This is a genomic window from Acinetobacter sp. C13, assembly GCF_016809775.1.
Taxonomy (GTDB): Bacteria; Pseudomonadota; Gammaproteobacteria; order Pseudomonadales; family Moraxellaceae; genus Acinetobacter; species Acinetobacter pittii.
Map to the genome: position 1 here is coordinate 186,538 of NZ_JAFBJL010000002.1, position 24,500 is coordinate 211,037.

General features: G+C 38.2%; 20 protein-coding genes. 6 read left to right on the plus strand and 14 right to left on the minus strand.

Going from position 1 to position 24,500, the window contains the following annotated elements:
- The gene (dusB, locus tag JGE69_RS06165) at positions 1 to 1,026 is read left to right on the plus strand and encodes a tRNA dihydrouridine synthase DusB (RefSeq protein ID WP_005067871.1); all 1,026 of its coding nucleotides are present in this window, start codon (positions 1 to 3) and stop codon (positions 1,024 to 1,026) included.
- Between the two features lie 37 nt (positions 1,027 to 1,063).
- On the opposite strand, the gene JGE69_RS06170 is transcribed toward dusB, so the two are convergent.
- Complete coding sequence (locus tag JGE69_RS06170) at positions 1,064 to 2,110, minus strand: NAD(P)H-dependent flavin oxidoreductase (protein WP_199113107.1); 1,047 nt, start codon at positions 2,108 to 2,110, stop codon at positions 1,064 to 1,066.
- A gap of 116 nt (positions 2,111 to 2,226) precedes the next feature.
- Positions 2,227 to 2,928, minus strand: coding sequence for a VIT family protein (locus JGE69_RS06175; RefSeq protein ID WP_199113105.1), 702 nt, complete (start codon positions 2,926 to 2,928; stop codon positions 2,227 to 2,229).
- Between the two features lie 267 nt (positions 2,929 to 3,195).
- Here JGE69_RS06175 and JGE69_RS06180 point away from each other — a divergent pair, with 267 nt between their 5' ends.
- Together JGE69_RS06180 and wecB are read left to right on the plus strand one after the other, a co-directional pair.
- The gene (locus JGE69_RS06180) at positions 3,196 to 4,413 is read left to right on the plus strand and encodes a tetratricopeptide repeat protein (RefSeq protein ID WP_199113103.1); all 1,218 of its coding nucleotides are present in this window, start codon (positions 3,196 to 3,198) and stop codon (positions 4,411 to 4,413) included.
- Between the two features lies 1 nt (position 4,414).
- Positions 4,415 to 5,563, plus strand: a complete 1,149-nt coding sequence (gene wecB / locus JGE69_RS06185; RefSeq protein WP_068930148.1) for a non-hydrolyzing UDP-N-acetylglucosamine 2-epimerase — start codon at positions 4,415 to 4,417, stop codon at positions 5,561 to 5,563.
- Here the strand turns inward: wecB and JGE69_RS06190 are convergent.
- From JGE69_RS06190 to JGE69_RS06230, 9 genes are all read right to left on the minus strand, one after another.
- Positions 5,542 to 6,462: a hypothetical protein gene (locus JGE69_RS06190; protein WP_199113101.1), complete on the minus strand. Its 921-nt coding sequence runs from the start codon at positions 6,460 to 6,462 to the stop codon at positions 5,542 to 5,544. The two genes, wecB and JGE69_RS06190, sit on opposite strands and share 22 nt — an antisense overlap.
- Positions 6,440 to 8,284, minus strand: coding sequence for a hypothetical protein (locus tag JGE69_RS06195; protein WP_199113099.1), 1,845 nt, complete (start codon positions 8,282 to 8,284; stop codon positions 6,440 to 6,442). The genes JGE69_RS06190 and JGE69_RS06195 overlap by 23 nt, the downstream gene beginning before the upstream one ends.
- Positions 8,285 to 9,535: a glycosyltransferase family 2 protein gene (locus JGE69_RS06200; RefSeq protein WP_005067892.1), complete on the minus strand. Its 1,251-nt coding sequence runs from the start codon at positions 9,533 to 9,535 to the stop codon at positions 8,285 to 8,287.
- Complete coding sequence (locus JGE69_RS06205) at positions 9,522 to 10,418, minus strand: hypothetical protein (RefSeq protein ID WP_199113097.1); 897 nt, start codon at positions 10,416 to 10,418, stop codon at positions 9,522 to 9,524. Before JGE69_RS06205 ends, JGE69_RS06200 begins: the two co-directional genes overlap by 14 nt.
- Entirely contained in the window at positions 10,418 to 11,167 is a 750-nt protein-coding gene (locus tag JGE69_RS06210; RefSeq protein WP_119685133.1) for a hypothetical protein, read from the minus strand. Before JGE69_RS06210 ends, JGE69_RS06205 begins: the two co-directional genes overlap by 1 nt.
- A 194-nt stretch (positions 11,168 to 11,361) precedes the next feature.
- Positions 11,362 to 12,804 (minus strand): cryptochrome/photolyase family protein, encoded by a 1,443-nt coding sequence (locus tag JGE69_RS06215; RefSeq protein ID WP_199113095.1) that lies wholly within the window; start codon positions 12,802 to 12,804, stop codon positions 11,362 to 11,364.
- A 118-nt stretch (positions 12,805 to 12,922) separates the two neighbouring features.
- Positions 12,923 to 13,405 carry an FKBP-type peptidyl-prolyl cis-trans isomerase gene (locus JGE69_RS06220; RefSeq protein WP_002118581.1) on the minus strand — a complete coding sequence of 161 codons (483 nt, stop codon included), beginning with the start codon at positions 13,403 to 13,405 and terminating at the stop codon, positions 12,923 to 12,925.
- A 135-nt stretch (positions 13,406 to 13,540) separates the two neighbouring features.
- On the minus strand, positions 13,541 to 14,827 hold the full coding sequence (locus tag JGE69_RS06225; RefSeq protein ID WP_199113093.1) for an NAD(P)/FAD-dependent oxidoreductase: 1,287 nt from the start codon (positions 14,825 to 14,827) through the stop codon (positions 13,541 to 13,543).
- Between the two features lie 97 nt (positions 14,828 to 14,924).
- Complete coding sequence (locus JGE69_RS06230) at positions 14,925 to 16,244, minus strand: D-alanyl-D-alanine carboxypeptidase PBP6B (RefSeq protein WP_068528297.1); 1,320 nt, start codon at positions 16,242 to 16,244, stop codon at positions 14,925 to 14,927.
- Positions 16,245 to 16,413: 169 nt separating this feature from the next.
- Here JGE69_RS06230 and JGE69_RS06235 point away from each other — a divergent pair, with 169 nt between their 5' ends.
- On the plus strand, positions 16,414 to 18,117 hold the full coding sequence (locus JGE69_RS06235) for a M61 family metallopeptidase (RefSeq protein ID WP_199113091.1): 1,704 nt from the start codon (positions 16,414 to 16,416) through the stop codon (positions 18,115 to 18,117).
- A 400-nt stretch (positions 18,118 to 18,517) separates the two neighbouring features.
- Complete coding sequence (locus JGE69_RS06240) at positions 18,518 to 20,755, plus strand: NADP-dependent isocitrate dehydrogenase (protein WP_199113089.1); 2,238 nt, start codon at positions 18,518 to 18,520, stop codon at positions 20,753 to 20,755.
- A 113-nt stretch (positions 20,756 to 20,868) separates the two neighbouring features.
- Here JGE69_RS06240 and JGE69_RS06245 read toward each other — a convergent pair whose 3' ends face one another.
- The gene (locus tag JGE69_RS06245) at positions 20,869 to 21,657 is read right to left on the minus strand and encodes an rRNA large subunit pseudouridine synthase E (protein ID WP_005067912.1); all 789 of its coding nucleotides are present in this window, start codon (positions 21,655 to 21,657) and stop codon (positions 20,869 to 20,871) included.
- Between the two features lie 196 nt (positions 21,658 to 21,853).
- Here JGE69_RS06245 and icd point away from each other — a divergent pair, with 196 nt between their 5' ends.
- The gene (gene icd, locus JGE69_RS06250) at positions 21,854 to 23,110 is read left to right on the plus strand and encodes an NADP-dependent isocitrate dehydrogenase (protein ID WP_005067916.1); all 1,257 of its coding nucleotides are present in this window, start codon (positions 21,854 to 21,856) and stop codon (positions 23,108 to 23,110) included.
- A 35-nt stretch (positions 23,111 to 23,145) separates the two neighbouring features.
- Here the strand turns inward: icd and JGE69_RS06255 are convergent, their stop codons facing one another.
- Complete coding sequence (locus JGE69_RS06255) at positions 23,146 to 23,271, minus strand: hypothetical protein (protein WP_199113087.1); 126 nt, start codon at positions 23,269 to 23,271, stop codon at positions 23,146 to 23,148.
- A complete protein-coding gene (locus tag JGE69_RS06260) occupies positions 23,268 to 24,446 on the minus strand; it encodes a YbfB/YjiJ family MFS transporter (RefSeq protein WP_199113085.1) in 1,179 nt (392 codons plus the stop codon). The genes JGE69_RS06255 and JGE69_RS06260 overlap by 4 nt, the downstream gene beginning before the upstream one ends.
- Positions 24,447 to 24,500 lie beyond the last annotated feature (54 nt).

A 24,500-nucleotide genomic window follows, 5' to 3' on the forward strand; every position in this document is an offset into this window, starting at 1 on the left:
ATGTATATTGGTCCCTATCAACTGTCAAATAATTTAATTGTTGCTCCTATGGCCGGAGTAACTGACCGTCCATTTAGAACACTCTGCAAGTATTTTGGCGCAGGCCATGCAGTCAGTGAAATGATGACTGCTGATAAAACTTTGCGGATGAGCAAAAAGAGCCTCTACCGTGCGAACTTTGATGGTGAACTCGCTCCAATCTCTGCTCAAATTGCAGGTTCTGATCCTGAGCAATTGGCAGAGGCTGCACGTTATCAAGTAGCAAATGGCGCACAAATTGTTGATATTAATATGGGATGTCCTGCCAAAAAAGTATGTAATAAGCTCGCTGGTTCAGCGTTATTACAAGATGAAGACTTAGTGGCTCGAATTCTTGATGCAGTGGTCGCTGCTGTTGATGTTCCCGTGACTTTGAAAACCCGTTTGGGCTTTTTAAATGGTCAGGAAAATATTTTAAGAGTCGCAAAAAGGGCAGAAGAAGCGGGGATTGCTGCGCTGGCTTTACATGGCCGTACTCGCGAAGACATGTATTTAAATACAGCACGTTATGATTTGATCAAACATGTCAAAGAATTAATCAATATTCCACTTATTGCGAACGGTGATATTGATAGTCCTGAAAAAGCAAAATATGTACTCGACTATACTGGGGCAGATGCAATTATGATTGGTCGAGCTGCTCAAGGTCGACCATGGATTTTTCGTGAAATTGCTCATTATTTAAAAACTGGTGAACATTTGGCTGCACCTAATATTGAAGAGGTGAAGCAGGTGTTACTAGGACATTTATCAGAACTTTATCAATTTTATGGTGAATACTCTGGCTGCCGTATTGCCCGTAAACACATTGCTTGGTACACCAAAGGATTACGTTCGAGTAATGAATTCCGCCAAAATATGTATAAAGTTGAAAGTACTGCTGAACAGGCAATAGTAGTCGAAAATTATTTTAATCAGCTATTGGCTGAAGGCAATTTGATGAGTGATGTTCAAGTTGAGCAGGTTAACTTACTAGAAACCCATTAAATAAAAAGCCAGTATATGATTACTGGCTTTTTAAGATTTACTCATCTTCTAGCATTTCTACAACTAACTGGTTAACCAGATCAGCAGCATCTAGCTCTCGTATTTGAGAGACATTACTACCCGCCCAAAAAGCACCGAAGCCATAGTCTTTATTCTTGCTTGCAATGGCATTTAATTGCTTCGCTAAATCGTATGCATATGGATATTCGGGTTGAGCAGGGCGATTAGGTAAATCAATTTGTGTGTGCCAATGGTTGAGCAAGCCACGGGCTGGACGCCCAGAAAGACTGGCGCTGATTTGTGTCACAGGCTCATTAAATAAAGCCTTACGATACTCGGTAGATGCATTTGATGTATGGCATTGCACAAATGCTGTTCCGAGTTGAACCGCAGTAGCTCCTAAGCTCAACATATATCGTGCCTGAGCTCCATTCATAATACCGCCTGCGGCTACCACAGGTGGTTTGCAATGCTTGACAATAAGGTGTACTAAATCGCTCGTTTTAATTGCTGCATCAAAGGTTTTATTAAAGATTCCACGATGTCCGCCTGCTTCAATCCCTTGAGCAATAATAATATCTATACCAGCCGCTTCAATGGCTTGTGCTTCAACTAAATTGGTAGCAGACACCATCGTAATAATTCCGGCATCTTTTAATGCCTGAATTTGATGGGGATGGGGAATTCCAAAATGAAAACTTACCGCTTTAGGTTTGGTTTCTAATACGACATTTAGAAAATCATCGTTATCAAGAAAACTTGGATAAATACAGTTTAAGTTTTGAGGAGGCTGTTCTCCGAACTTTTCAAATTGTGGGCGTAAATATTCAATCCACTGAGCAGAAGTTTGAAGGTTAAGTTGTTCGGGTTGATGACAGAAAAAATTAACCTGAAATGATTTTTCTGTAAGTGTTTGCGTTTTTAAAATCTGTTCACGTGCACTTTGCGCCGTATTTGCACCTAGACCTAAGGACCCAAGACCACCCTGATTAGAAACTTCTGCTGCAAGTTCAGGTGTAGATACACCTGCCATAGGGGCAAGAAAAATTGGATGTTTAATTTCAAGTTGTTGTAATAGGTCCATTTTATTCACCTCATTTCTTTCTATTCACCATAACGTGAAAGCAGAACCAAGAGCAAATAATATTGGGCATTTAATTTTTAAATATTGAGTTCTTAAACATTGATAAGTTCTGATTTTTAAAGCGGAGTAATATGAAATAAAGAGCCGATCCAGCTTGAAAAACCCATCGCTAAAATTCCCCACAAGGTAATGCGTAGACTCCCTTTAAGCTTGGAAGTACCTGCGAAATGACTTGATAGCGCTCCTAAAAAAGCTAATGAAATAATACCAAATATTAAGACTGTTTTTTCGATCCATATATCTGGACTGAGTAAAATAGCCAACATAGGAAACAATGCCCCAAATGAAAATGAGCCAGCTGAAGCTAATGCGGCTTGAATAGGATTTGCTGCGGTATTTTCATGAATACCAATTTCATCACGCGCGTGAGCCCCTAATGCATCATGATTTGTAAGTTCAGTAGCAACTTGTAGAGCTAAGTCAGGTGCTAAGCCTCTGGATATATAAATTTGGGTGAGTTCGTCCAATTCACGCTGCGGATGCTTTTTGAGTTCTTGTTCTTCAAATTTTAAGTCGGCTTTTTCAATATCTTCTTGTGATTTTACTGAAATATATTCTCCTGCAGCCATAGAGGTTGCACCGGAAATTAAACCAGCAATACATGCAATAAGAAGTGTATGAGCAGAGGCCCCACTTGCAGCCATTCCCATGATTAGACTAGTAACAGAAATAATTCCATCATTTGCCCCTAAAACGGCCGCCCTTAACCAACCTGAGCGGTGAATAAAATGATGTTCTGGATGCTGAGAAAAGGACATATTTTCCCCTATTTGTAGTTATAAATTTTTATCTTATCCTATAAGATTATTTACAATAATACGATTAAAAAATGTGTCATTATAGGAAAAACAAACAGATAAGAACTTTTTTAAAACATAATGTTAAAGGAGATAAAATGAACAATTTAAAGAACTCATCTACTTATATAAACAATGTCATTTATGGGTTTAATTATAATACTTATTGATTAAATTTTAATTTGATTGCTACGCAAGCATTCTACCTATTTTACTCTAGAGGTCCCAATGAATAGCAAAACAATAAAATCTATAACCCGTTCCTTTATCGTTGTTGGTTCGATCTGTCCAACTTTAGGCCTCTTAAGTATTGAGACTAGTTTTGCGCAAGAGATTGTTAATCAAGAATATAAACCAGGTAATCCAATTTATGATAAATGGGATCAATTTTATAAAATTGAAAAGACTCAACCTGAAAATGCCGAGAAGTTATTATTAGAACTTGGAGAGATGACACCACAAGATATTAAAGTATGGAAAAGCTTAACTTATTTACAAATTCGATTAGGGAAACAAGATGCAGCTTTGCAAAGTCTAAGAAAAGCAGAGGCATTAGATCCAGCAGATGATAATTTAAAACTCCAAGAAGCTTATCTACTGAATTCTCAAAAAAATAACAAAGAGGCTTTGGTGGTTTTTAAGGAACTTACCCAATCTAAAGATGCTGATATTGCGACTAAAGCGACACAGGCTGTAAAAAATCTGAGTGGAGGAGAGGTCAAAACTTATTTCCGTGATGTGTATTTTGCGCCTTCATATGAATCACGTTACGACGATGTAATTTTCCCACTTAAAGCTCGCTATGGTAAGAACCTCGATAATGGTCGAGCGCAGGTGTATGGCTTTTTAAATCTAAACCGCGATACTCAATCTCAAGGTGGTGTACGACCTGAAATTATTGATGAAAATGCAGTAACTCTAGGTGTAGGCGCTAATTATCAACCTTGGACTTCTATACCTGTGCGCATGTATTTAGAAGTAGGTGGAAGCTATGATCTGATTGATCGAAATAGAGATAAATTTCGTGAAAGTGTTGTCGGTGGGGTGACGGGTTATCAAGAGTGGTATTCTCAAAATAATTGTAATCATTCACTTTGCTTTAATGATTACTTCACTGATTTATATGGCAACGCAGCAACTTATTCTAGAGAAGATTATAACGTTATTGGTGACTTGCGATTACGTACGGGTTTGAATGTCTATAAGGGGGAAACGGGCACTGTACAGGCTTATATGAAATTGCATGCCTTAGCTGACAGTAAAGATGAGTATTACAATAATTTATTTGAATATGGCCCCGGCATTTCATGGCAGCCGTTTAATTATCAACCTATAAAATTACGTGTAGAACGACTATATGGCAATTACTTTAAAGATGTGCCAGTAAATACGAAAGATCATTACAACAATACTCGAGTAGAACTCGTTTTTTATAAGGATTTCTAAAATGAAGAAAATTTTTATATCTATTGTATTTGGAACCCGTCCTGAATTAATCAAACTTGCTCCTGTGATTTTATTGGCAAAACAAGACCCTCGCTTTCAAGTTGAAGTGATTTTTACTGGACAGCATGACGAATTGGTCAGAGATGCGATAGATTTCTTTGGGGTTGAAATTGACCATCGTCTTAAAATTATGAATGCTGGACAAAGTTTAAATCAGCTCTTAATTCATGGTTTGAGCCAAATCGAGAATGTGTACACTGATGGACAAAAAAGAGATGCAATTGTTATTCAGGGTGATACAACAACTGTTTTAGCAGCTGGCTTAGTCGCGTTTTCAATGAAAGTTCCTGTTGCGCATGTTGAAGCTGGTTTACGTTCTTATGATTTAGATCATCCTTTTCCAGAAGAGGGAAATCGTCAGTTAGTTTCACGTATTACCAGATGGCATTTTGCTCCGACAGAACAATCAAAAAGAAATTTACTTAATGAACAAATTCAGCCAGACCTCATTACAGTTACAGGTAATACCGTTGTTGATGCGGTATATCTAGGACGTAAATTAATTGCTGAAAAATCTGATTTGAAAAACCAGCTTGAACCTTATGGAATTCAATTAAAGCAGGATGACAAAGTTGTACTTATTACTGCCCATCGCCGTGAGAACTTTGGCGGTGGAATTCAAAATATTTGCAACGCGGTTGAGTACTTAGCCCAAGCCCATCCTGATTTACATTTTATTTGGCCAGTCCATTTAAACCCAGCAGTACATGATGTGGTGCATGATAAGTTTAAAGATCATTCCCAAATCCATCTTGTTAAACCATTAGATTACCCAAGTCTATTGGCAGTCATAGACCGATCTACTTTTATTTTGACAGATTCGGGTGGCTTACAAGAAGAAAGTCCATCATTTAATAAGCCAGTTTTAATCCTGCGGGACACTACCGAGCGACCAGAGGTGGTTGAAGTGGGAGCAGGTGTTTTAGTGGGTACGAATCAACAAAAAATTATTGAAGAAGCTGAAAAGTTACTCACCGACCAACAGCACTATGAGAAAATGGCGCACGTAGAAAACCCATTTGGCGATGGGCAAGCAGCTCAACGTATTCTCGATCAAATTGCTAAATCTTATGAATTGGCATACTTATGAGTTAAGAATTTCTTCTCACTTATGGCTTTATTAACACCACCATAAGTGAGACGGTACCATAAGCTCACAATATTAACGCACCAGCGGCTCATGTAATGTGGCCCATCAAAAATATAAACAGTTTTGCCTTCATACGCTTTTAGCTGAGAAATAATTTCCCAAGGATACGCGGCTCTAAATTGCCCATTCTTTTTCAATCTAAAAGCTTCTAACACTATAATTACTTTGTCTTTTCCAAGTTTATGTTCAAGCTGGTCTAAAATATGTTTGGCCTGTTTAGGTGATCGAACTCCTACGCCAACACCATCTTGGAAAAAAACTCCCGTATGGTCAGGCAGCCAGCTTTTAACCCATAAATCATAATTTGCAGGCTCAGTTTCGCCACTATAAATGCTCACCCAGACTGGTGAGGGGAGCTCTGACAATACATGGCCTAAAGCACTGACTCGTAGCCAAGTTGGATCTGCCTCTACTGGAAAATAATAACCTTTAGGTATCGTTTTTTGTTCTTTTATAATTTGAGCAGATTTTTCACCTAACTCAATGACATTTGCCCGAGCTTTAGGTTCATTATATTCGCCTGCTAAGCCTAATATGAGATTTTTAGCCCAAGGTTCTTGTTTAATTTTTTCTAAATTAATGGCTTTTTCCCATTGAGGAAAATTTGATTCTTTCCACCATGATTTAGATTCAACCACAGACCATTGAGGAACAAATGTATTAACCCCTAAATAGTGCCAATTTCCCTCTGGAGGAGTTGTATTATTGTCGGGCTGCCAGAAAATGCCTTCAATATTGGGGGCTTGACCTTGGTGTTTGAAAAGCCCCGCATATACGACGACACTACATATAATTAAAATAATAAATGCAACTATTTTAATTGGTATCTGTTTTCTCATTATTTCGTCTTAACCAGTACCACAAGAAGATAATTATTATCATAATTGCAGAGATAATCACAACTAGTAAGAAGAAAGAAGACTGCTGGATTAAAGGAGCCTTTTGATTTCCGACAATGAGTTTTTGTAAAACATAAATATTCCCATTTTCTGAAACCAGCATTTTTGTTACGTTGTTTGGAATCTTATGTTGGATCTTTTCCCAAAGATGCATAAAAGTTTGTGCGCCACCTTCTGAGTCGGTAATTACATCAAAGCGATTATTGTTATAACTAACAATGAAACCATTCTGCGCAGCAGGTGCATAGATAATATCCTGATGCATTAACACCTGTTGTTGATAAATATCTTTATTCACACGGACATTTATGGATTGAGGCGCACTCGGTGAATAACGGACTAGGTTGAGAGGCATTGGTGCTGGTGTTAAAAGCATTTTTTTCGCGGTTTGTCCTAAGATAATAGCAATATTTAATGCACCAGATTGATCATCAATCGCAATTGTAGGCGTCGTTGCTAAAGTCATTGAAATTGCAGCTACACCATTTTTAAGTTTGTGGGGAAGCTTTACAGTAGACTTGGCTGTATCAATCCAGAGTGAACCATGCGCGTTAGGTAAACATTGGGAATTGGCAATTACTGAGTTTTCAAGCTTTAGACTAAAATTTGTCGTATTAGAAATGGCTTTTGCAAAAATATTGAATTGACGGTTTACTGGGTCTGAAGCAAGATCCGCCGTTTTCATACTTCCTGCGAGCCCACCATCAATCCAAGCTGTAATATTGGAACCTTGTAATAAACCACTTTGAATACGAAGTGCAATTTGCCCTTGCAAGATATCTGTTGGTTGCCATACTGAAGGGAAGTCAAGGAATAAGTTTTTTTCAGCATGATTTAATCTGAAGTCTTCAATTCCTAAATCGGCGAGAGTATCTATTTTTTTAAATTGAGCCCAGGTTGGGTTAGATATCGCATTTGGAAAAATTGCGCTTCCTGTACTAAGTTGTTGCACATAAGAAGGATTAATTAGCCCATTTACTGCGCTCGTTAAATCTTGTTGAGTGTGATAGGTAATTGTTAGAGTCGGCACACTTTCTACAGGTTTCGCGATTTGTACTAATGCTCCGCCTTTTAATGGTGTTGGTGAGTGAATAACTTCAATAATAAAGTTTGTTTCAGGATTTAAATTGGTTTGTCCTGAATCAACCCATTCAACGGGTGTTATTGAAGTCCATGAACTTGCTAATCTAGCGAGCATAGACGCTTCTATAATCTCTTTACGGTTATATTTTAAAATGCCAACAAATGGAGTAGGTCGTCTCGCTTGAGGGTTATATAAAGCATCTGGCAAATCTTTTAAGCGATACTCATTACGAACAGGCGTAAAGTCGAGTTGGGAATTGCTTAAATACGTTAGGTGATCAATATCTTCTGTACAGAATGTTTCTTTGGTTTGATTCCGTGTAGTTGGTTTAGCATACTGTTGAATAATAAAATCTAAACGATGAAAGCCACTTTGACTTACTGGAATATCAAATTTGACTTGACCATCCCCACTTAGCGTAGTGTTATAAATGAGTTTGTCATCATATTTTACAAGTAAAGTTGTATCACTTTCAGTGGAATAATCACTTGAAAATTGAATGTTTTGCCACTGGGCACCTTTGCCAATATAGAAAAAATGAGGCTCGACTGTGTATTTAGTAGAAGTACTAATGTCGTCCAATTTCCATGTGTAAGCATGAGCAGACATGGCGAGCATAAGACTGGTGCTGGCAAGGAGCACTTGAGCTGTGTTGTAGAGATCAAAAGTCTTTTTCATTTATTTTTTCTCCTTGCTACGTTCCGTTTTGTACCATTGAAGGGAATTACCCTGTATTTTATTTTTAAGCATGTCATATGCGGCTTTAAATACAATGAATAGAAAAACTTGTGAGTAACTTACATACGATAGAACCGAATAAAAATAGAGTTCTGGTTTTACTTTTTCGAGTGAAAGGGTAAACCACATTTGTGCAACATATAAGCAAAATGAGAGTCCCCATAACGTGGTAAATGGACCCGGAACTGAAATACCTGCTATATCAAGCAACCCAAGGGTTAACGTGATATGACTCCAGAATAAAGCGGGTACAAAAAGTATGTAGCACATAATGTTATTTAGAATTTCAATTCCTATAGGAAAAGGTGTTCTTAATGCTACGGGCAAATATTTACGAGTTACATAAAAATTACCTTGTGTCCAACGTGAGCGCTGTTTCACAAATACACTCAGAGATGGGGGGTCTTGCTGCCAACCAATCGCATAGGGCACCCATTTAATTCGTTTTTGGCCGATAAAAATCCTAAAACTCATTTCAGTGTCATCGACCAATGACTTTTCATCGAAACCACCTAAGGTTTCTAAAGCATCACGCCAAATCACATAGTTAGTACCCATCAATGTAGATAATTCAAAACGTTGCCAACGACCGCCTTGGAAAATCCATTGGAAAAAGATGAACTCAATTGCGATAAATCGGGTCAAAATACTATCTTGCCAATTACGTGTTCTTACTTTTCCATTAACGGCTACTAATTTTTTATCGGCAAGCAGGGTTTGAGCTAGCAAGCGGACACAGTCGGGTTCAGGCGTACTATCTGCATCATAAACAACAATCAATTCGCCTCTAGCATGGGGGAGGCCATTATTAAGCGTTCTAGATTTACCTTTACCACCCATTCCTTTAGGAACATTAACAATCTTTATGCAAGGATAAATTTTTGCCAAATTTTCGGCGATTTCTAAGGTGTTATCCTTTGAACCATCATTAATAAGTAAAACTTCATATGCTTCGGCTGGGTAATCTTGTTGAGCAATTGCATGCAAAGTATCTTCAATCACAACCCCTTCATTATAGGCAGGGATCAAGACACTCAAAACAGGCCATCTTTCTGGTATAGGAAGGTTTTGTAGCTCTTTTTCAGCTGTTTTTGAATATTTCCAAGCTTGATAACTTAACCACGCCCAAAATGCTTGTGGAATCCAAATCCCTAAAAAGCCAAATAAGAAGAGAATATCAATGGGAGCCATTTGATTTAACCCTCCTAATAATAGACGAGATGAGCAATACCAATAAAATCAACCCCACTACTAAGGAGATCCATGAAATATAGCTACCAAACGTACCAAGGAGGTCTGGGTAGGTACTCGTGAGAATTAGATCGAGTGGAACTACAACGGTACTTAACCCAATGAAAATATAGCCAATAAGACTAGTCTCTACTTCTTCAGGCGTACTTATGTAATTAATCTTATTAAATTTCCATGATATTCCCAGTTGAGGATATCGAATATTTGTTGTGGGTAGATCAGCAGGAGGATTAATAATAATTTCATACCCAGAAATATGACCGTTAAAACGTTTAGCCGAATAAAATAAATGCTGTTTTTGCTTAATTTCTCTAGAGGGTAACGGGAGCTGCGAAGAGTTAAATTGAATAATATAACTACCAGCGTTCTGTGAAATTAAATTTTCATCCCATCCCGTTGAGACAAAAGCAGCCATTGGGCGCAACCCAATTGCAGTTGAAAATGTGGCTTTAGCCGCAAAATATTGTGGCTGTTCTGATTTATAAAGTGCAATCGGAATCGCACCTTGACTGACTGCTTCTTTGAGCAAGAAATAATGAGAAAAGCTAAAAACTTCATCTGGCAATATAATGCCGGGCTTAATCCCTTTATGAATAAGTCGTTGAAAGCTATCGGAGCTGATCTGGTCAATTGTAAAAATAGGCCACCATGTATCCTGATATGGAAAAAACATGGAAAGATCGTCTGTGCTTTGAACTTCTGTTTTGGTGTGTTCAGTTTTAATCTCACAATGATAATATTGTCGATAGAACTGCTGTAAAGTGGCATCCGGATACTGACTAGATGCAATAATAATTCCACAAATATTAAGAAGATTAGACATTAAGTAATCTCCTCTTCAGGTGGAATCTGAATAACTTTATATTCGACTTCAAGCCGCAAAGTCATAATTTCTTTTAGCTTTTTAATAAATTCAGGCTCTTCATCCGTTTTTTGCTTGCGAATTACAATACTGTATATAGTTTCAAGATCATCATCAGCAAACTGGAAAACGATTTCTTGTGGATGATGCTGACTCAAAATTTTGATCATCTCATTTTGAGTGGTTTTCCACACATCGTCGCCTAACATTTCTTTAATTAAGCTTCGGTTGAGAATTCTAATTTCAAAGACTTCATAGTCTTGTATGTTATGATGATCAAGAAGCTTAAAGAAACTACGTTGGAAATACTTGAGTGCACTAAGCGGGAAAATATCACGGCGATAATTACGGTCATAACTTTGAATATCGCGGTATTTTTGAACGTTAATTTCAATATTATGGCGAACAGCACTCAGAAAAAGAGGAATGAGGGGAATAATAAAAAGTAAAAGAAGCTGACGTTCAATATGTGTCTGAGCTCCTAAGTCGAGTAGAAAATATACTGCAACACCGATAAAAGCGACTAAGCCCACAATTAAAGATGCGCCAACTTGTAAAAAAGCTCCAGAAATTAAAAGAATGAGAATAAAAATCCAGCTTCCTCTAAAACTTACAGGCAACCACTCATACGCCACTATGCCCATAAATAGATGAGCTGCGATAATCCATAAGACGAGTGTTCTTCCAGGGTTCTTTTGTTGCTGTTGCATGCGAGCTATGGCTACCTTCTTGTAATGTTAATTTTTTTATACTTTTATTACTAAACGTGAGACATTGCGAAGTTATTGTTGTTTATGGCCTTTTTAAGTAACTATTATGTTTATTTGTAGATCAAAGTCACTATTTAGTCAAATATTGTTCTTATTTTTTAATTAAAAATAAACAGATAAGACGCAACTCTTATCTAAATACTCTTGAAAGTTTCAATTGCTTTAAGACGAGTTTCCTTTAAATCTACAATTGGTTTTGGATAATTTAACTGAATATTCGTTTTAGTCGAGTAGGGCTCATGAATGGTTTTATTGTCTAGATGAGCTAATTCTTCAACCCATTGACGAATATAATCTCCATTTGGATCAAATTTCTTTGATTGAGCAATAGGGTTAAAAATTCTAAAGTAAGGTACAGCATCAGTTCCAGTAGAAGCACACCATTGCCAACCCCCATTATTTGCTGCTAAATCCCCATCGATTAAATGCTCCATAAACCATTGTTCACCTACTCGCCAATCGATGAGCAAGTTTTTACATAAAAACATGGCTGTAATCATGCGTACACGATTATGCATCCAGCCAGTTTTTAGAAGTTGACGCATTCCAGCATCAATAATTGGTATACCTGTATGGCCCGTTTGCCATGCGGTGAGGTGCTCTGGATTATGATTCCACTTGATTTTCTGAGTACCCTTTTTAAATGGAACGTGTTTAGAAACATGCGGGAAATCGAATAAAATATGTTGATAAAATTCTCGCCAAAGCAGTTCATCTAACCAAGTCTGCTGGCCTTCATTCGTCAAATGAAAGTTACCATGTTCAGCTCTAAAAAGGGCCTGTAAACACTGACGGATAGATAAAATTCCAAGGTTTAAATAGGGAGAAAGCTGGCTAGTTCCTTTTACATTGGGAAAGTCACGTTCTAATTTATAGGCAGATAAATGATCTTTAATAAATACGTCGAGCTGCTCTAGAGCAAACGTTTCTCCAGCTGGCCATAGATCTTCTTGATCTTTAGAAACAGAAGGCTCAAACAAAGCTTTGATATCTTCTAAAGTTAAGCTGGTTCTTTTTGAAAAAGAAGTGGGGTAGCCTTTTTGCTTTTCTGGAATCGGATAGCATTGAGGTAACCCACTGATATCTAATTTTGAATAACATGCTTTTTTGAATGCACCGAAAACCTGATAGGGCTGCTGTGACTGGTTGCGAATAGAGCGTAAAGGAAAAATCGTACGGTCATGAAATAAAAAAAGTTCTTTGCCTTGTTGATTTAAAAAATCTTGTACAGTTTTATCTCTTTTTAATTCATTAACGCCGATCTCTATATTTGAATAGACATTTTCAATATTAAGTTGAGTGCTAAGTTCACCAATATAATCAGCGATATCTTTCCAGTAAGGAATGACTTGGATAATAAGGGGAATATTAAGTTGTTCTAGTTCTTTTTTGAGTTGTTGAAGTTGACGTAGATAGAAATTAATTTTTATAGGTGCATCATGATGCATTTTCCATTGTTCAGGCGATAAAATAATTAACCCAATACAAGGCCCTTGTTGAGAGGCATGCCATAAAGCAGCATGGTCTCGAACTCTCAAATCTTGACGAAACCAAATTAGCTGATTTACGTTTGACATGAAAATTGGCCCTTTTAGAGTGAAGTGAGTTAAAGAATTATTATCAAAATATTATATAAAAATAAATACATAAAAAAAGCAAAGCCGAAGCTTTGCTCTTATCATCTTTAAAGATGAATTAGTGGTGATGACCACCAGCACCGTGTACGTGACCGTGATCTAATTCTTCTTGAGAAGCATCACGGATTTCTACGATTTCAACTTCAAAAGTTAAATCTTGACCAGCAAGTGGGAAGTTAGCATCAACAACAACGTTGTCGCCTTCAACCGCTTTAACAGTAACGATCTGTACGCCGTCATCTGTTTGAGCTTGGAATTGCATACCAGGTTGAATGTTCTCAACACCTTGGAACATTTGAGCTGGAACTTCTTGTACTAGGTCTGGGTTGTATTCGCCATAACCTTCAGCAGCTGGAACGTTAACAGTGAATTTTTCACCAACAGTTTTACCTGTTAATGCATTTTCTAAACCAGGAATGATATTGCCTGCACCGTGCAAATAGGCAAGTGGTTCACCTTGAGATTGATCAAGTGTTTCACCCTCAGCGTTTGTTAATTTGTAGTGGAATGAAACCACGTGGTTATTTGCAATAGCAGTCATGTTTTTGATCCATTCAATCAATTGAAGCGTACATCATAAAGTGAAAAATAAATTTTGTAGACTACAAAATCTTAATCTTTGGCACTTTTTCTGATGCGTTTTTATATAAATAGGGACGAACTTAAAAAATTCAACTTAATACAGCTTAATTTTTGGACGTACACGTCTTGTAAGTAAATCTTTCATTGTGAGTAGTCCAGCCTGAGTATATCCGTGAATCGTTGCTTGATGTAAACGATATAAAGACACATACATTGTTTTCGCAATATAGCCTTGTACGCTGACATCTCCAAGTAATTCTCCAACGGCTTTATGACGACTTAAAGACACGAGAGAACCTTTGTCGTTAAATGTAAACATCGGCTGTGATCGGCCATTTAGTCGAGCAGCCATAGCATCGACTAAAAAGCTGGCCTGTTGGCTTGCAACTTGAGCACGGGGGCCAAGTGGAGGATGTCTTGCATCAAGTTGGCAATGAGCACAGTCACCAAACGCAAATACATTTGGATCAGAATAGGTTTGCAAGGTTGCATAGACCATTAGGCGGTTAATGTTATCGCGTTTAAAATCGGTAAAACTTTCTAATACTTTTGGTGCTTTTACACCTGCGGCCCACACGGTAATATCACTTTTGAGTTGATTACCATTACTAAAGTAGATGCAATGCTTATCAATTTTTTCAACACGATGTTGAGTTAAAATTTCAACACCCATTTTTTTAAGTTGTCCTGCACTGTGTTCAGCAGTTTTATCGCTTAGAGCAGGTAAAATACGCTCAGAAGCTTCAATTAGTGTAATTTTGACTTGGTTTGGATGAATCTTCTTTAAACCATATCGATAAAAGTTTTTAGTTGTTTCAATTAACTCAGCTGCCAGTTCCACACCTGTTGCTCCTGCACCAACAATTCCAATATTTAAAGTTCGCTGATTAGGTTGATTCTGAGCTTCAATATAAAGATGTAATAAATCTTGCTGGAAAATATCGGCTTGCTTTCTGCTATCAAGGAAATGGCAGTTTTCACGCACTCCCGTGGTATTAAAGTCATTTGATACTGAACCAAGCGCTAAAATAAGTGTGTCATAACTTAGCTCTTGCGAATGATTCTGTTGATCCTTAGACACTTGAGGGGGCATTAGTTCAATTAATTTTTTATCTTTATTAACCCCAACTAATGTTCCGAGTACAAATTCGTAATGATGTTTTTCTGAGTGCGCAAAATAGTTAGTTTGTTCTTCGTGTGGATTTAAAGAGCCAGCAGCAATTTCATGAAGCAATGGTTTCCAAATATGGGTAAGATTTTGGTCAACCAATGTAATCTTTGCTTTACGATTTTTCCCAAAAGTTTCACCGAGTTGTGTTGCCAGTTCTAAGCCGCCAGCACCACCACCAACAATTACAATATGATGTAAATTTTGGGTCATTTTTTCACCTAATTATTTTTCTATAAAAAAAGATGGCTAAATTATGCCATCTTTTATTTATAAAAATTATTGTGCGTCTGTGCACAATTTGATGTTTTTAGTGCGAATCTACTGGGTAGAGTTTAGCAGCACTATGTTCACTTGACGAAAAAATAGAGAAGAGGCTAGAAAACCACATTGCGATTTTTTGGAAAATATTGGCTTCTTCAATATGTACGTTATCTTCGATTTGAAGACTACGGATCAGTTGATTATTTTGATAAATCGATACTGTTGCCAAACTTACGACTTTCATTAATGGCGCAGTTAATTGTTTTTCATTGAGCTCAATGTTTACATGTGTTTGAGTCGTTTCAAGTGGAGCAATCACCTTGAGTTGTTGATTACTATCAAGTACTTGAACGCGTTGAGTTGCATTATCAAAAGTATTTAAGTCAATTGGTGCTGGGTCTGCATATAAAGATGTCGTTACAATTGTTGGTTGCTTTGTTTCAACCTTAAACATTTTTAAAGTCGACTTTACAACAGGTAGTTCAGCAATTAATTTCTGCTCAGGAATAATCACTTCATCACGTGTATAGGTATAAGCAAGATTCATTAATTTATCTGCGATCTCAGCGCGTTTTACAGCACTCGGCGTACCTAAAACAATGACTAATAAACGTCTTTGAGTTAAGTCAGATGAGAATGAAGGACGTGAAGCTGTGAGTGCCAAATTATAACCCGCTGCTTTGGTATATCCCGTTTTTAGGCCATCTACATATGGGTCATATTTTAAAGCAAGGTTTGTCGCATGATGGAAGCGTTGGTTATAGCTAAAGCTTGGCATTTTTGAATAATGTAAATATTCAGGGGTTTGTTTAATTAATGCCTGACTTAATAAGCTAAGGTCGTGTGCTGTAGTGAAATGGTCAGGCATCGTAATTCCGGCAGGATTACTAAAATGAGTATCTTTCATACCCAAAGCTTGAGCTTCCTGATTCATACGTTGCACGAAACGCGGAACATCACCAGAGATTTTTTCAGCTAAAGTCACGGCTGCATCATTAGCAGACATCACGATTAGACCTGCCAATAACTGATCAACTGAAATTTGTTCACCAGCTTTAAGATACATTTGTGATTCATCCCACTGCACAACACTAACCACTGGAGTTGCAGTAATGATTTCTTCTTTTTTCAGTTTTCCAGCTTTAATCTCTTTTAGGGCAATGTATGCAACCATCATTTTGGTTAAAGATGCTGGTGCACGTTGAACATGGCTATTATGCTCAGCAATGATTTGACCCGATTGAGTATCTACAATAGTCCATGCAGCAGCTTCAACACTTTCAGGTGCAATATTGAGTAATGCAGCATTGGTTACGGTAGTACAAAAAATACTAAAGAGGGTAAAAAGAGATAGAAAAAATTTCACGGATGACCTTAACTTCACTGGCAAATACGGGACACAGATGCACAGCATGCTATGCCTTTTTTTCATGGAAGGCTAGTGGGAATTGTTGCCAAAAAATACATCTACGCAAGACGATACAAAAAAGTGATAATCTAATGTGAAGCCGTTCTTATTTTAAATTGAAGAATTTATGTTGCATTATCAAATTGAGTTCGATGATTACAAACAGCACCTTGTTCACGTGACAATTCGTTTTTTAGCCAACCCGAATCAGGAACTTTGGCTACCAACGTGGATTCCGGGTAGTTATCTAATTCGAGAGTTCTCAAAACATATTGAATCCGTTAAAGCTTATGATGAAGCTGGACGTCTGCTGGACATTAAAAAAACGAGCAAGAATCGCTGGCGTTTATTTAATACAGATCATGAATTAATGACGATTGAATATGATGTATATGCATATGATTTGTCTGTCCGTGGTGCGTATGTAGACCAGACTCGTCTATATATTAATCCTGCGTGTGTATGTTTGGCTTTAGAGGGGCAGGAGCAGTCCGCTTGTGAAGTCGAAGTTTTCTTGCCAGATGAATTAAAGCATTTTCAGTTAGCAACAGGCTTAGCTTCAAAAAGCTTAGTTAAAGGTCGATTTACTTTAAAAGCAGATCATTACGATCAACTTATTGATAGTCCATTTGAATTGGCTGATCAAACACGCTTTAGTTTTGAGACGAACGGCATTGAACATGAGTTCGTAATTTCTGGCTCGCACAATACCAATATTGATCGCCTAAAAGCCGATATTGAAAAGATTTGTGCAGCTGAAATAAATATGTTCGGTTCGGCACCATTTAAAAACTATACCTTTATGACCATGGCAACAGGTAATAGTTATGGCGGATTAGAGCATTGCAATAGCACAAGCTTGATTACACCGCGTGATGATTTGCCAAAATCGAATGAACCAACTGAACCTTCTAAAGATTATCAACGCTTTTTAGGCTTATGTAGTCATGAATATTTTCATTCATGGTTAGTCAAGTTTATCCGCCCAGAAAACTTTGCAAACTATAATTTGCATCAAGAAGGCTATACTTCTTTACTTTGGATATTTGAAGGCTTTACTTCATATTACGATGACCTGATTTTATTACGTAGTGGCGTAATTTCTCAGAAGTCTTATCTTGATTTACTCAAAGCACAAATTGACCGTTATTTGCAAAACCCGGGCCGTTTTGTTCAAACAGTTGCTGAATCAAGTTTTGACGCATGGATTAAATTTTATCGTCAAGATGAAAACTCGAATAATGCAGGCACCAGTTACTACAATAAAGGTTCGTTAGTTGCGTTATGTCTAGATTTAGGTTTACGCCTACGTGGTTCTAGTCTCGATGCTTTAATGCGTCGGTTATATGAAAACACTCAAAATGGTGTGCAAGTAAACGAAAGAACCATTTTTGATTTATGTAAAGAACTGACGGGTGATAGCTGGATTGAACAAATTAATCATTTGATTAATACCACTGATGAATTGCCACTTGATCAACTGTTCCCTGAGTTTGGCTTAAGTTATAGAGTTAAAACTGACAAATCTTTGCCACTTGGTTTGAAACTTGTTGATAAGCCAGAAGGCGTACTCGTGCAAAGTGCTCGCCGTGATAGCGCAGCAGCGAAAGCAGGTATTTCTGCCAATGATGTAATTATTGCAATTGATGGTTTAAAAGCGACCACTAAACTTGTTGAGAAGTATGCAAAGCAGGGCGGTATTTATACCTTGTTTGCTTTCCGTCGCGATGAGTTACTATCTTTTGAAGTTGAGTGTGCTACATCTGATTTAACTGAAGTTGAACTTATTATTGAAGATCAGGCTAAAACTGAAAAATGGTTAAAAGCTTAAATAACAGTTAAATAGTTTATAAAAAACCGATGTTTTCTACATCGGTTTTTTATTTTTAAGTGCTACTAAACGATGAGATTCGTTTTATCTTTGAGTTTGTTTTGAATGAAAAGTATAATAATTGTCAGAACTCTGAAAGATATCTCATGTAATTTAATCATATTCAGTCCATAAAAAAGTAATGATGAATGATGTATTACTTAAAGTTGGGTATAGGAATATTATCAATAGATTTAAATTATGTATTATTTCGCTGCGAAATGTCGTTATCACTGGATATTTCGTTGACTGGAAGACAATGAGAGCCGATACTCTCAGGGTTTTATTTAAGCATATCGGTTCGTAGGCACTGGGCCACAAGCTCGGTCCTCAACACTCAATCAAACGGAAGGGGCTATATATGGCTGGTGAAAAGTCAACTATTATTTACACACTGACTGATGAGGCGCCATTATTGGCGACCTATTCGCTACTGCCGATCATTGAGACCTTTACCAAGCCAGCTGGCATCGAGATTATTAAAAGTGACATCTCTGTAGCTGCACGTGTGCTCGCAGAATTCGCTGATTACCTAAGTGAAGAGCAAAAGGTATCCGACAACCTTGCAGAGCTAGGTCGTCTTACACAAGATCCAGATACAAACATTATCAAACTCCCGAACATTAGTGCGTCTGTTGCGCAATTAACTGCATGTATCAAAGAGCTTCAATCAAAAGGTTACGCAATTCCTGATTATCCGGAAAATCCAACGACTGAAGAAGAAAAATCAATCAAAGCTCGTTATGGTAAGTGCCTTGGTTCAGCAGTAAACCCTGTCCTTCGTGAAGGTAACTCTGACCGCCGTGCTCCAGCAGCAGTTAAAAACTATGCGAAAAAACACCCTCATTCAATGAGCGAGTGGAAACAGTGGTCACAAACTCACGTTTCACATATGGAAGAAGGTGACTTCTACCATGGTGAAAAATCAATGACACTTGATCGCGCACGTAATGTGAAAATGGAACTTATCACGAATAGTGGTAAGAGCATTGTTCTTAAGCCAAAAGTTGCGCTTCAAGAAGGTGAAATCATTGATTCAATGTTCATGAGCAAGAAAGCACTTTGTGATTTCTATGAAAAAGAACTTGACGATTGTAAAGAAGCGGGAATTTTATTCTCTTTACACGTAAAAGCGACAATGATGAAAGTTTCACACCCGATCGTTTTCGGTCACTGTGTGAAAATCTATTACAAAGAAGCTTTCGAAAAACACGGTAAGTTATTTGACGAGTTAGGTATTAACGTAAATAACGGTATGGCTGGGTTATACGAGAAAATCGAAACTCTTCCAACTTCGTTGCGTGAAGAAATCATTGAAGACTTACATGCTTGTCAAGAACACCGTCCTGCACTTGCAATGGTTGACTCGGCAAAAGGCATCACAAACTTCCACTCTCCAAACGACATCATCGTTGATGCTTCTATGCCAGCAATGATCCGTGCTGGTGGTAAAATGTGGGGTGCTGATGGTAAGCAGTATGATGCTAAAGCTGTTATGCCAGAATCAACATTTGCCCGTATTTACCAAGAAATGATCAACTTCTGTAAGTGGCATGGTAACTTCGATCCAAAGACTATGGGTACAGTACCAAACGTTGGTTTGATGGCTCAAAAAGCTGAAGAATACGGTTCTCACGATAAGACTTTTGAGATTTCAGAAGCTGGTATTGCAAACATTACCGATCTTGACACTGGTGAAGTGTTATTGACTCAAAATGTGGAAGAAGGCGATATCTGGCGTATGTGTCAGGTTAAAGATGCTCCGATTCGTGACTGGGTTAAACTTGCAGTAACTCGTGCACGTAACTCAGGCATGCCTGCAATCTTCTGGCTTGACCCGTACCGTCCACACGAAAACGAATTGATCAAGAAAGTACAAAAGTACTTAAAAGATCATGATACGACTGGTCTTGATATCCAAATCATGTCTCAAGTACGTGCAATGCGTTACACACTTGAGCGCGTAGTACGTGGCCTAGACACGATTTCTGTGACTGGTAACATCTTACGTGACTACTTAACTGACTTGTTCCCAATTATGGAACTTGGTACTTCTGCAAAAATGTTGTCTATCGTTCCGCTAATGGCGGGTGGTGGTATGTACGAAACTGGTGCAGGTGGTTCAGCGCCAAAACACGTACAACAACTTGTTGAAGAAAACCACTTACGTTGGGATTCACTTGGTGAGTTCCTTGCGCTTGCAGTATCTTTAGAAGAGATGGGCATTAAAGAAAATAATGCTCGTGCTAAGTTACTTGCGAAGACACTTGATGAAGCGACTGGTAAATTGCTTGACAATGACAAGTCTCCATCACGTCGTACTGGTGAAATCGACAACCGTGGCAGCCACTTCTACTTGTCACTTTACTGGGCTGAAGCACTTGCTGCTCAGAACGAAGATGCTGAGTTGAAAGCTAAATTTGCTCCTCTTGCTAAAGCTTTAGCTGAAAATGAAGAGAAGATTGTTGCTGAACTTGCTCAAGTACAAGGTAAACCAGCGGACATCGGTGGTTACTACGCAATTGACCCAACTAAAGTAAATGCTGTAATGCGTCCAAGTGCTACATTTAATGCAGCTCTTGCAACAGTTAAGGCTTAATTACTCACTCGTTAGTAAATAGCTTAAGAGCCGGTGCATATGCACCGGTTTTTTATTTCTTAAAAAAAGATATTAAAAAAGCCCACTGATGTGAGCTTTTAAAAGATTAAATCTTATCGACCATTGCGGCCACGACCACGTGGTGCTTTGGTATTTGGGCGAGTTGTACCATTGGTCTTACGACGTGGTTTCTCGCTTTCATCCATTTGCCAAATACGTTTTGTACCAGACTTTTTCGCAGAACCATCTTTGTTCTTGCGAACCATTGGTTTGCCACCCGTACCGCCTGGCTTTTTCACGTATGAACGCGAGCGATAAGGCTGTTCAGCTGGTACATCTTTAAAGTCAGGGTAGAGTAATGGTTCAATTTCTTTTACATCACCCGGTCTTAAGCCAAGTTGAACTAAGTCAATTGAGCCAATTTTAGTACGAATTAAACGTAAAGTTGGAAAACCTACCGCAGAAGTCATACGACGAACTTGGCGGTTACGGCCTTCACAAATTGAAATCTCAATCCAAGATGTTGGAATATTTGCACGGTAACGTACGGGTGGATTGCGTTCCCATAACCATTCAGGTTCACTTACTTTAATGGCTTTTGCAGGAAGCGTCATACCATCATTCAGTTCTACACCTTTACGAAGTTGCTCAAGCGCTTCTTCGGTTACATCGCCATCAACTTGAACTAAATACGTTTTGTATTTTTTATTTGCAGGGTTGGTAATGAACTGATTCAGACCACCATGATCGGTTAAAAAAACTAAACCCTCAGAGTCCATATCAAGACGGCCTGCCAAGCGCAAAGTCGGGTCATCAACAAAGTCAGAGACGGTCATGTGCGCTTCGTCTTTACGAAACTGGGAGAGAACGTCATATGGCTTGTTGAGAATCACAATTTTCATAAAAAATGGCTTCTTCTTTCAAATAACTAGAGAAAACATTGAGCTATATTTAAGTGCGAAATTTGCTTATTTCCCACATAAATCTCAAAAAGAATTAAATTCGATTAAGCTATTATGCGTTAATAAAAGTTGAAAGTATTGTTTATCGATAATTATTTTTAGTTAATTAAGTATTATAAAAGGGAGAATCTACACAATGGGTTATCAGAAGATCGTGGTTCCTGCCGATGGCGACAAAATCAAAGTAAATGCAGACCTATCACTGAACGTACCAAATCATCCAATTATTCCTTTCATTGAGGGTGATGGTATTGGTGTGGATATTACACCAACAATGAAAGCAGTCGTAGACGCAGCTATTTTAAAAGCATACGGTGGCAAACGCTCAATCGAATGGATGGAAGTGTATTGCGGCGAAAAAGCCAATAAAATTTATGGCAACTATATGCCCGAAGAAACTTTCGAAGCACTCCGCGAGTTTGTTGTATCCATCAAAGGTCCTTTAACCACACCAGTAGGTGGAGGCATTCGTTCACTCAACGTTGCTTTGCGCCAAGAATTAGATCTATATGTTTGCGTACGACCAGTACGTTGGTTTGAAGGCGTTCCTTCACCGGTTCAACACCCCGAATTAACTGATATGGTGATCTTTCGTGAGAACTCGGAAGATATCTATGCAGGTATTGAGTGGAAAGCCGATTCTGAAGAAGCCAAAAAAGTCATTAAGTTCCTTCAAGAAGAAATGGGTGTCACAAAAATCCGTTTCCCTGAAGGATGTGGTATTGGAATTAAACCTGTTTCAAAAGAAGGAACACAGCGTTTAGTCCGTAAAGCCATTCAGTTTGCAATCGAAAATGATAAGCCTTCTGTGACGCTGGTTCACAAGGGTAATATCATGAAGTATACCGAAGGCGCATTTAAAGAATGGGGCTATGAATTGGCTCTTGATCGTTTCGGTGGAGAGCTAATTGATGGAGGTCCATGGGTTAAAATTAAAAACCCTAGAACTGGTAAAGATATCATTATCAAAGATGTCATTGCAGACGCGTTTTTACAACAAATTCTCATGCGCCCAGCCGATTACTCTGTTATTGCCACGCTAAATTTAAACGGTGATTATATTTCTGATGCTTTGGCAGCAGAAGTAGGTGGCATTGGTATTGCACCTGGTGCAAATATTGGTGGTGCTATTGCAGTATATGAAGCAACTCATGGTACCGCACCTAAATATGCGGGACAGGATAAAGTAAACCCTGGTTCTATTATTCTTTCTGCGGAAATGATGCTGCGTGATATGGGGTGGACAGAGGCTGCTGATCTGATCATTAAAGGAATTTCTGGGGCGATTGCTGCTAAAACCGTAACTTACGATTTTGAGCGCCTAATGCCAGGTGCAACCTTATTACGTTGTTCTGAATTTGGTGATGCGATTATCAAACATATGGGTGAGTAATCTTCTATTAAAAAGCCCTCGGTTGAGGGCTTTTTTTATTGCATAAATTCGGGATGTTTCGGAGATTTAATAAAACCAGTTTTCTTTTGATAACTCTGGTCTAGGGCTTGAATAACAAGAACGAAAGTAACTAGAAATAAAGGAAAGAGCAGAGTTTTCACGATTTGGTTTCTCCGAAAGTTGAGGTGAAAGAAGGGCGTTGGGAAATTAAAAGGCAAACCGCAAAGAGAAGAACGGTTCCACCCAAAAGAAAGAGATGGGCATAAGACCAATGCAAATGATGCAAAGTACTAATGACAACACCACCCAAAAGTTGAGTACTGGCAAAGCCAATGGTGGCAAGGCTCCAAAGCTTTTGATAACGGTGCTCATAAATCTGTAGCAGACTATAAGAACTAATAAATACGGTTGCGGGAGTCAGTAAGCCTGTCAGAAGCGAAGATAAGGCCAGTAAAGATGCGGTATGTGAAAGGAACGGCAAAACAACGGCTAAGCTGTAAATGGTATATAACCATTTAATGGCCTGTAGATATCCGATTAGTCTGCTTAAGCAATAAGCGACAAGTGCACCAATACAGCTTCCTAATCCATAGAGAACCCAAAATAGATTTCTTTGCTGTAAGGGAAAATGCAGAGTTCCAGATAAATAATCCATCCAAAACAAAGAGTGTGGAATATATGCAAAGGCACTACACATATAGGCAATAATAATGACAAGGCCTAAACGTGATTTTTGTGAGGCTTGTAAAGAGGTCGATTGTGGTTTAATAATCTGGGCAGTATTAGGACTTAATAATCGATAAAGAGTTAAGCTTCCTAATAGCGAAAGACCCGCGAAAATATTCCAAACATAATAAATAGGCATATTTTGAAGTAGGGGAATAATAATGGTGGCAGATAAAACGCCCACACCAATTCCGCTAAATCCTAAAAAGTTAACTTTTAATCTTTGCGTGTTGGGAGTGTATTTCATTGCAAAGCTAGGTGCCAAAATCATTAGTAAGCCGCCAGCAATACCTGAAATCGTACGCCAAAAAATGAACCACACCAAAGGCATATCCAGGAATGAGCAGCCTAGTAGGCTGAGGCTACCAGCTATAGCCGACAAGACAATCATGGGTGGGATGTACTTTTCTTTAATACTCAATAGCGCCAATAAGGCGCCAATGAGATATCCCAATAAATTTGCGCTGCCTAAGTAACTGGCAAAATCGTGAGTCCAGTGGTATTGCTCGATGATGATGGGCATAAGCGCAGTATAGGAAAATCTAAAAACACCAATTCCCAAACAAGTTGCCAAAAAGACAATTAAGCTCATTCGATAAAACGTAGACATGAGAGGACGCTCAATTTTTTTTATTATTAAAAGCAAGTTTTTAAATCTTTAAAA

What these genes read in the sequence shown, in the direction of transcription:
- JGE69_RS06180 (WP_199113103.1), top strand. Translation starts at nt 3,196, where the DNA reads ATGAATAGCAAAACAATAAAATCTATAACCCGTTCCTTTATCGTTGTT.
- JGE69_RS06195 (WP_199113099.1), bottom strand. Translation starts at nt 8,284, where the DNA reads ATGAAAAAGACTTTTGATCTCTACAACACAGCTCAAGTGCTCCTTGCC.
- JGE69_RS06190 (WP_199113101.1), bottom strand. Translation starts at nt 6,462, where the DNA reads ATGAGAAAACAGATACCAATTAAAATAGTTGCATTTATTATTTTAATT.
- JGE69_RS06260 (WP_199113085.1), bottom strand. Translation starts at nt 24,446, where the DNA reads ATGTCTACGTTTTATCGAATGAGCTTAATTGTCTTTTTGGCAACTTGT.
- JGE69_RS06210 (WP_119685133.1), bottom strand. Translation starts at nt 11,167, where the DNA reads ATGCAACAGCAACAAAAGAACCCTGGAAGAACACTCGTCTTATGGATT.
- wecB (WP_068930148.1), top strand. Translation starts at nt 4,415, where the DNA reads ATGAAGAAAATTTTTATATCTATTGTATTTGGAACCCGTCCTGAATTA.
- JGE69_RS06170 (WP_199113107.1), bottom strand. Translation starts at nt 2,110, where the DNA reads ATGGACCTATTACAACAACTTGAAATTAAACATCCAATTTTTCTTGCC.
- JGE69_RS06240 (WP_199113089.1), top strand. Translation starts at nt 18,518, where the DNA reads ATGGCTGGTGAAAAGTCAACTATTATTTACACACTGACTGATGAGGCG.
- JGE69_RS06205 (WP_199113097.1), bottom strand. Translation starts at nt 10,418, where the DNA reads ATGTCTAATCTTCTTAATATTTGTGGAATTATTATTGCATCTAGTCAG.
- JGE69_RS06225 (WP_199113093.1), bottom strand. Translation starts at nt 14,827, where the DNA reads ATGACCCAAAATTTACATCATATTGTAATTGTTGGTGGTGGTGCTGGC.
- JGE69_RS06220 (WP_002118581.1), bottom strand. Translation starts at nt 13,405, where the DNA reads ATGACTGCTATTGCAAATAACCACGTGGTTTCATTCCACTACAAATTA.
- icd (WP_005067916.1), top strand. Translation starts at nt 21,854, where the DNA reads ATGGGTTATCAGAAGATCGTGGTTCCTGCCGATGGCGACAAAATCAAA.
- JGE69_RS06175 (WP_199113105.1), bottom strand. Translation starts at nt 2,928, where the DNA reads ATGTCCTTTTCTCAGCATCCAGAACATCATTTTATTCACCGCTCAGGT.
- JGE69_RS06200 (WP_005067892.1), bottom strand. Translation starts at nt 9,535, where the DNA reads ATGGCTCCCATTGATATTCTCTTCTTATTTGGCTTTTTAGGGATTTGG.
- JGE69_RS06215 (WP_199113095.1), bottom strand. Translation starts at nt 12,804, where the DNA reads ATGTCAAACGTAAATCAGCTAATTTGGTTTCGTCAAGATTTGAGAGTT.
- JGE69_RS06235 (WP_199113091.1), top strand. Translation starts at nt 16,414, where the DNA reads ATGTTGCATTATCAAATTGAGTTCGATGATTACAAACAGCACCTTGTT.
- dusB (WP_005067871.1), top strand. Translation starts at nt 1, where the DNA reads ATGTATATTGGTCCCTATCAACTGTCAAATAATTTAATTGTTGCTCCT.
- JGE69_RS06245 (WP_005067912.1), bottom strand. Translation starts at nt 21,657, where the DNA reads ATGAAAATTGTGATTCTCAACAAGCCATATGACGTTCTCTCCCAGTTT.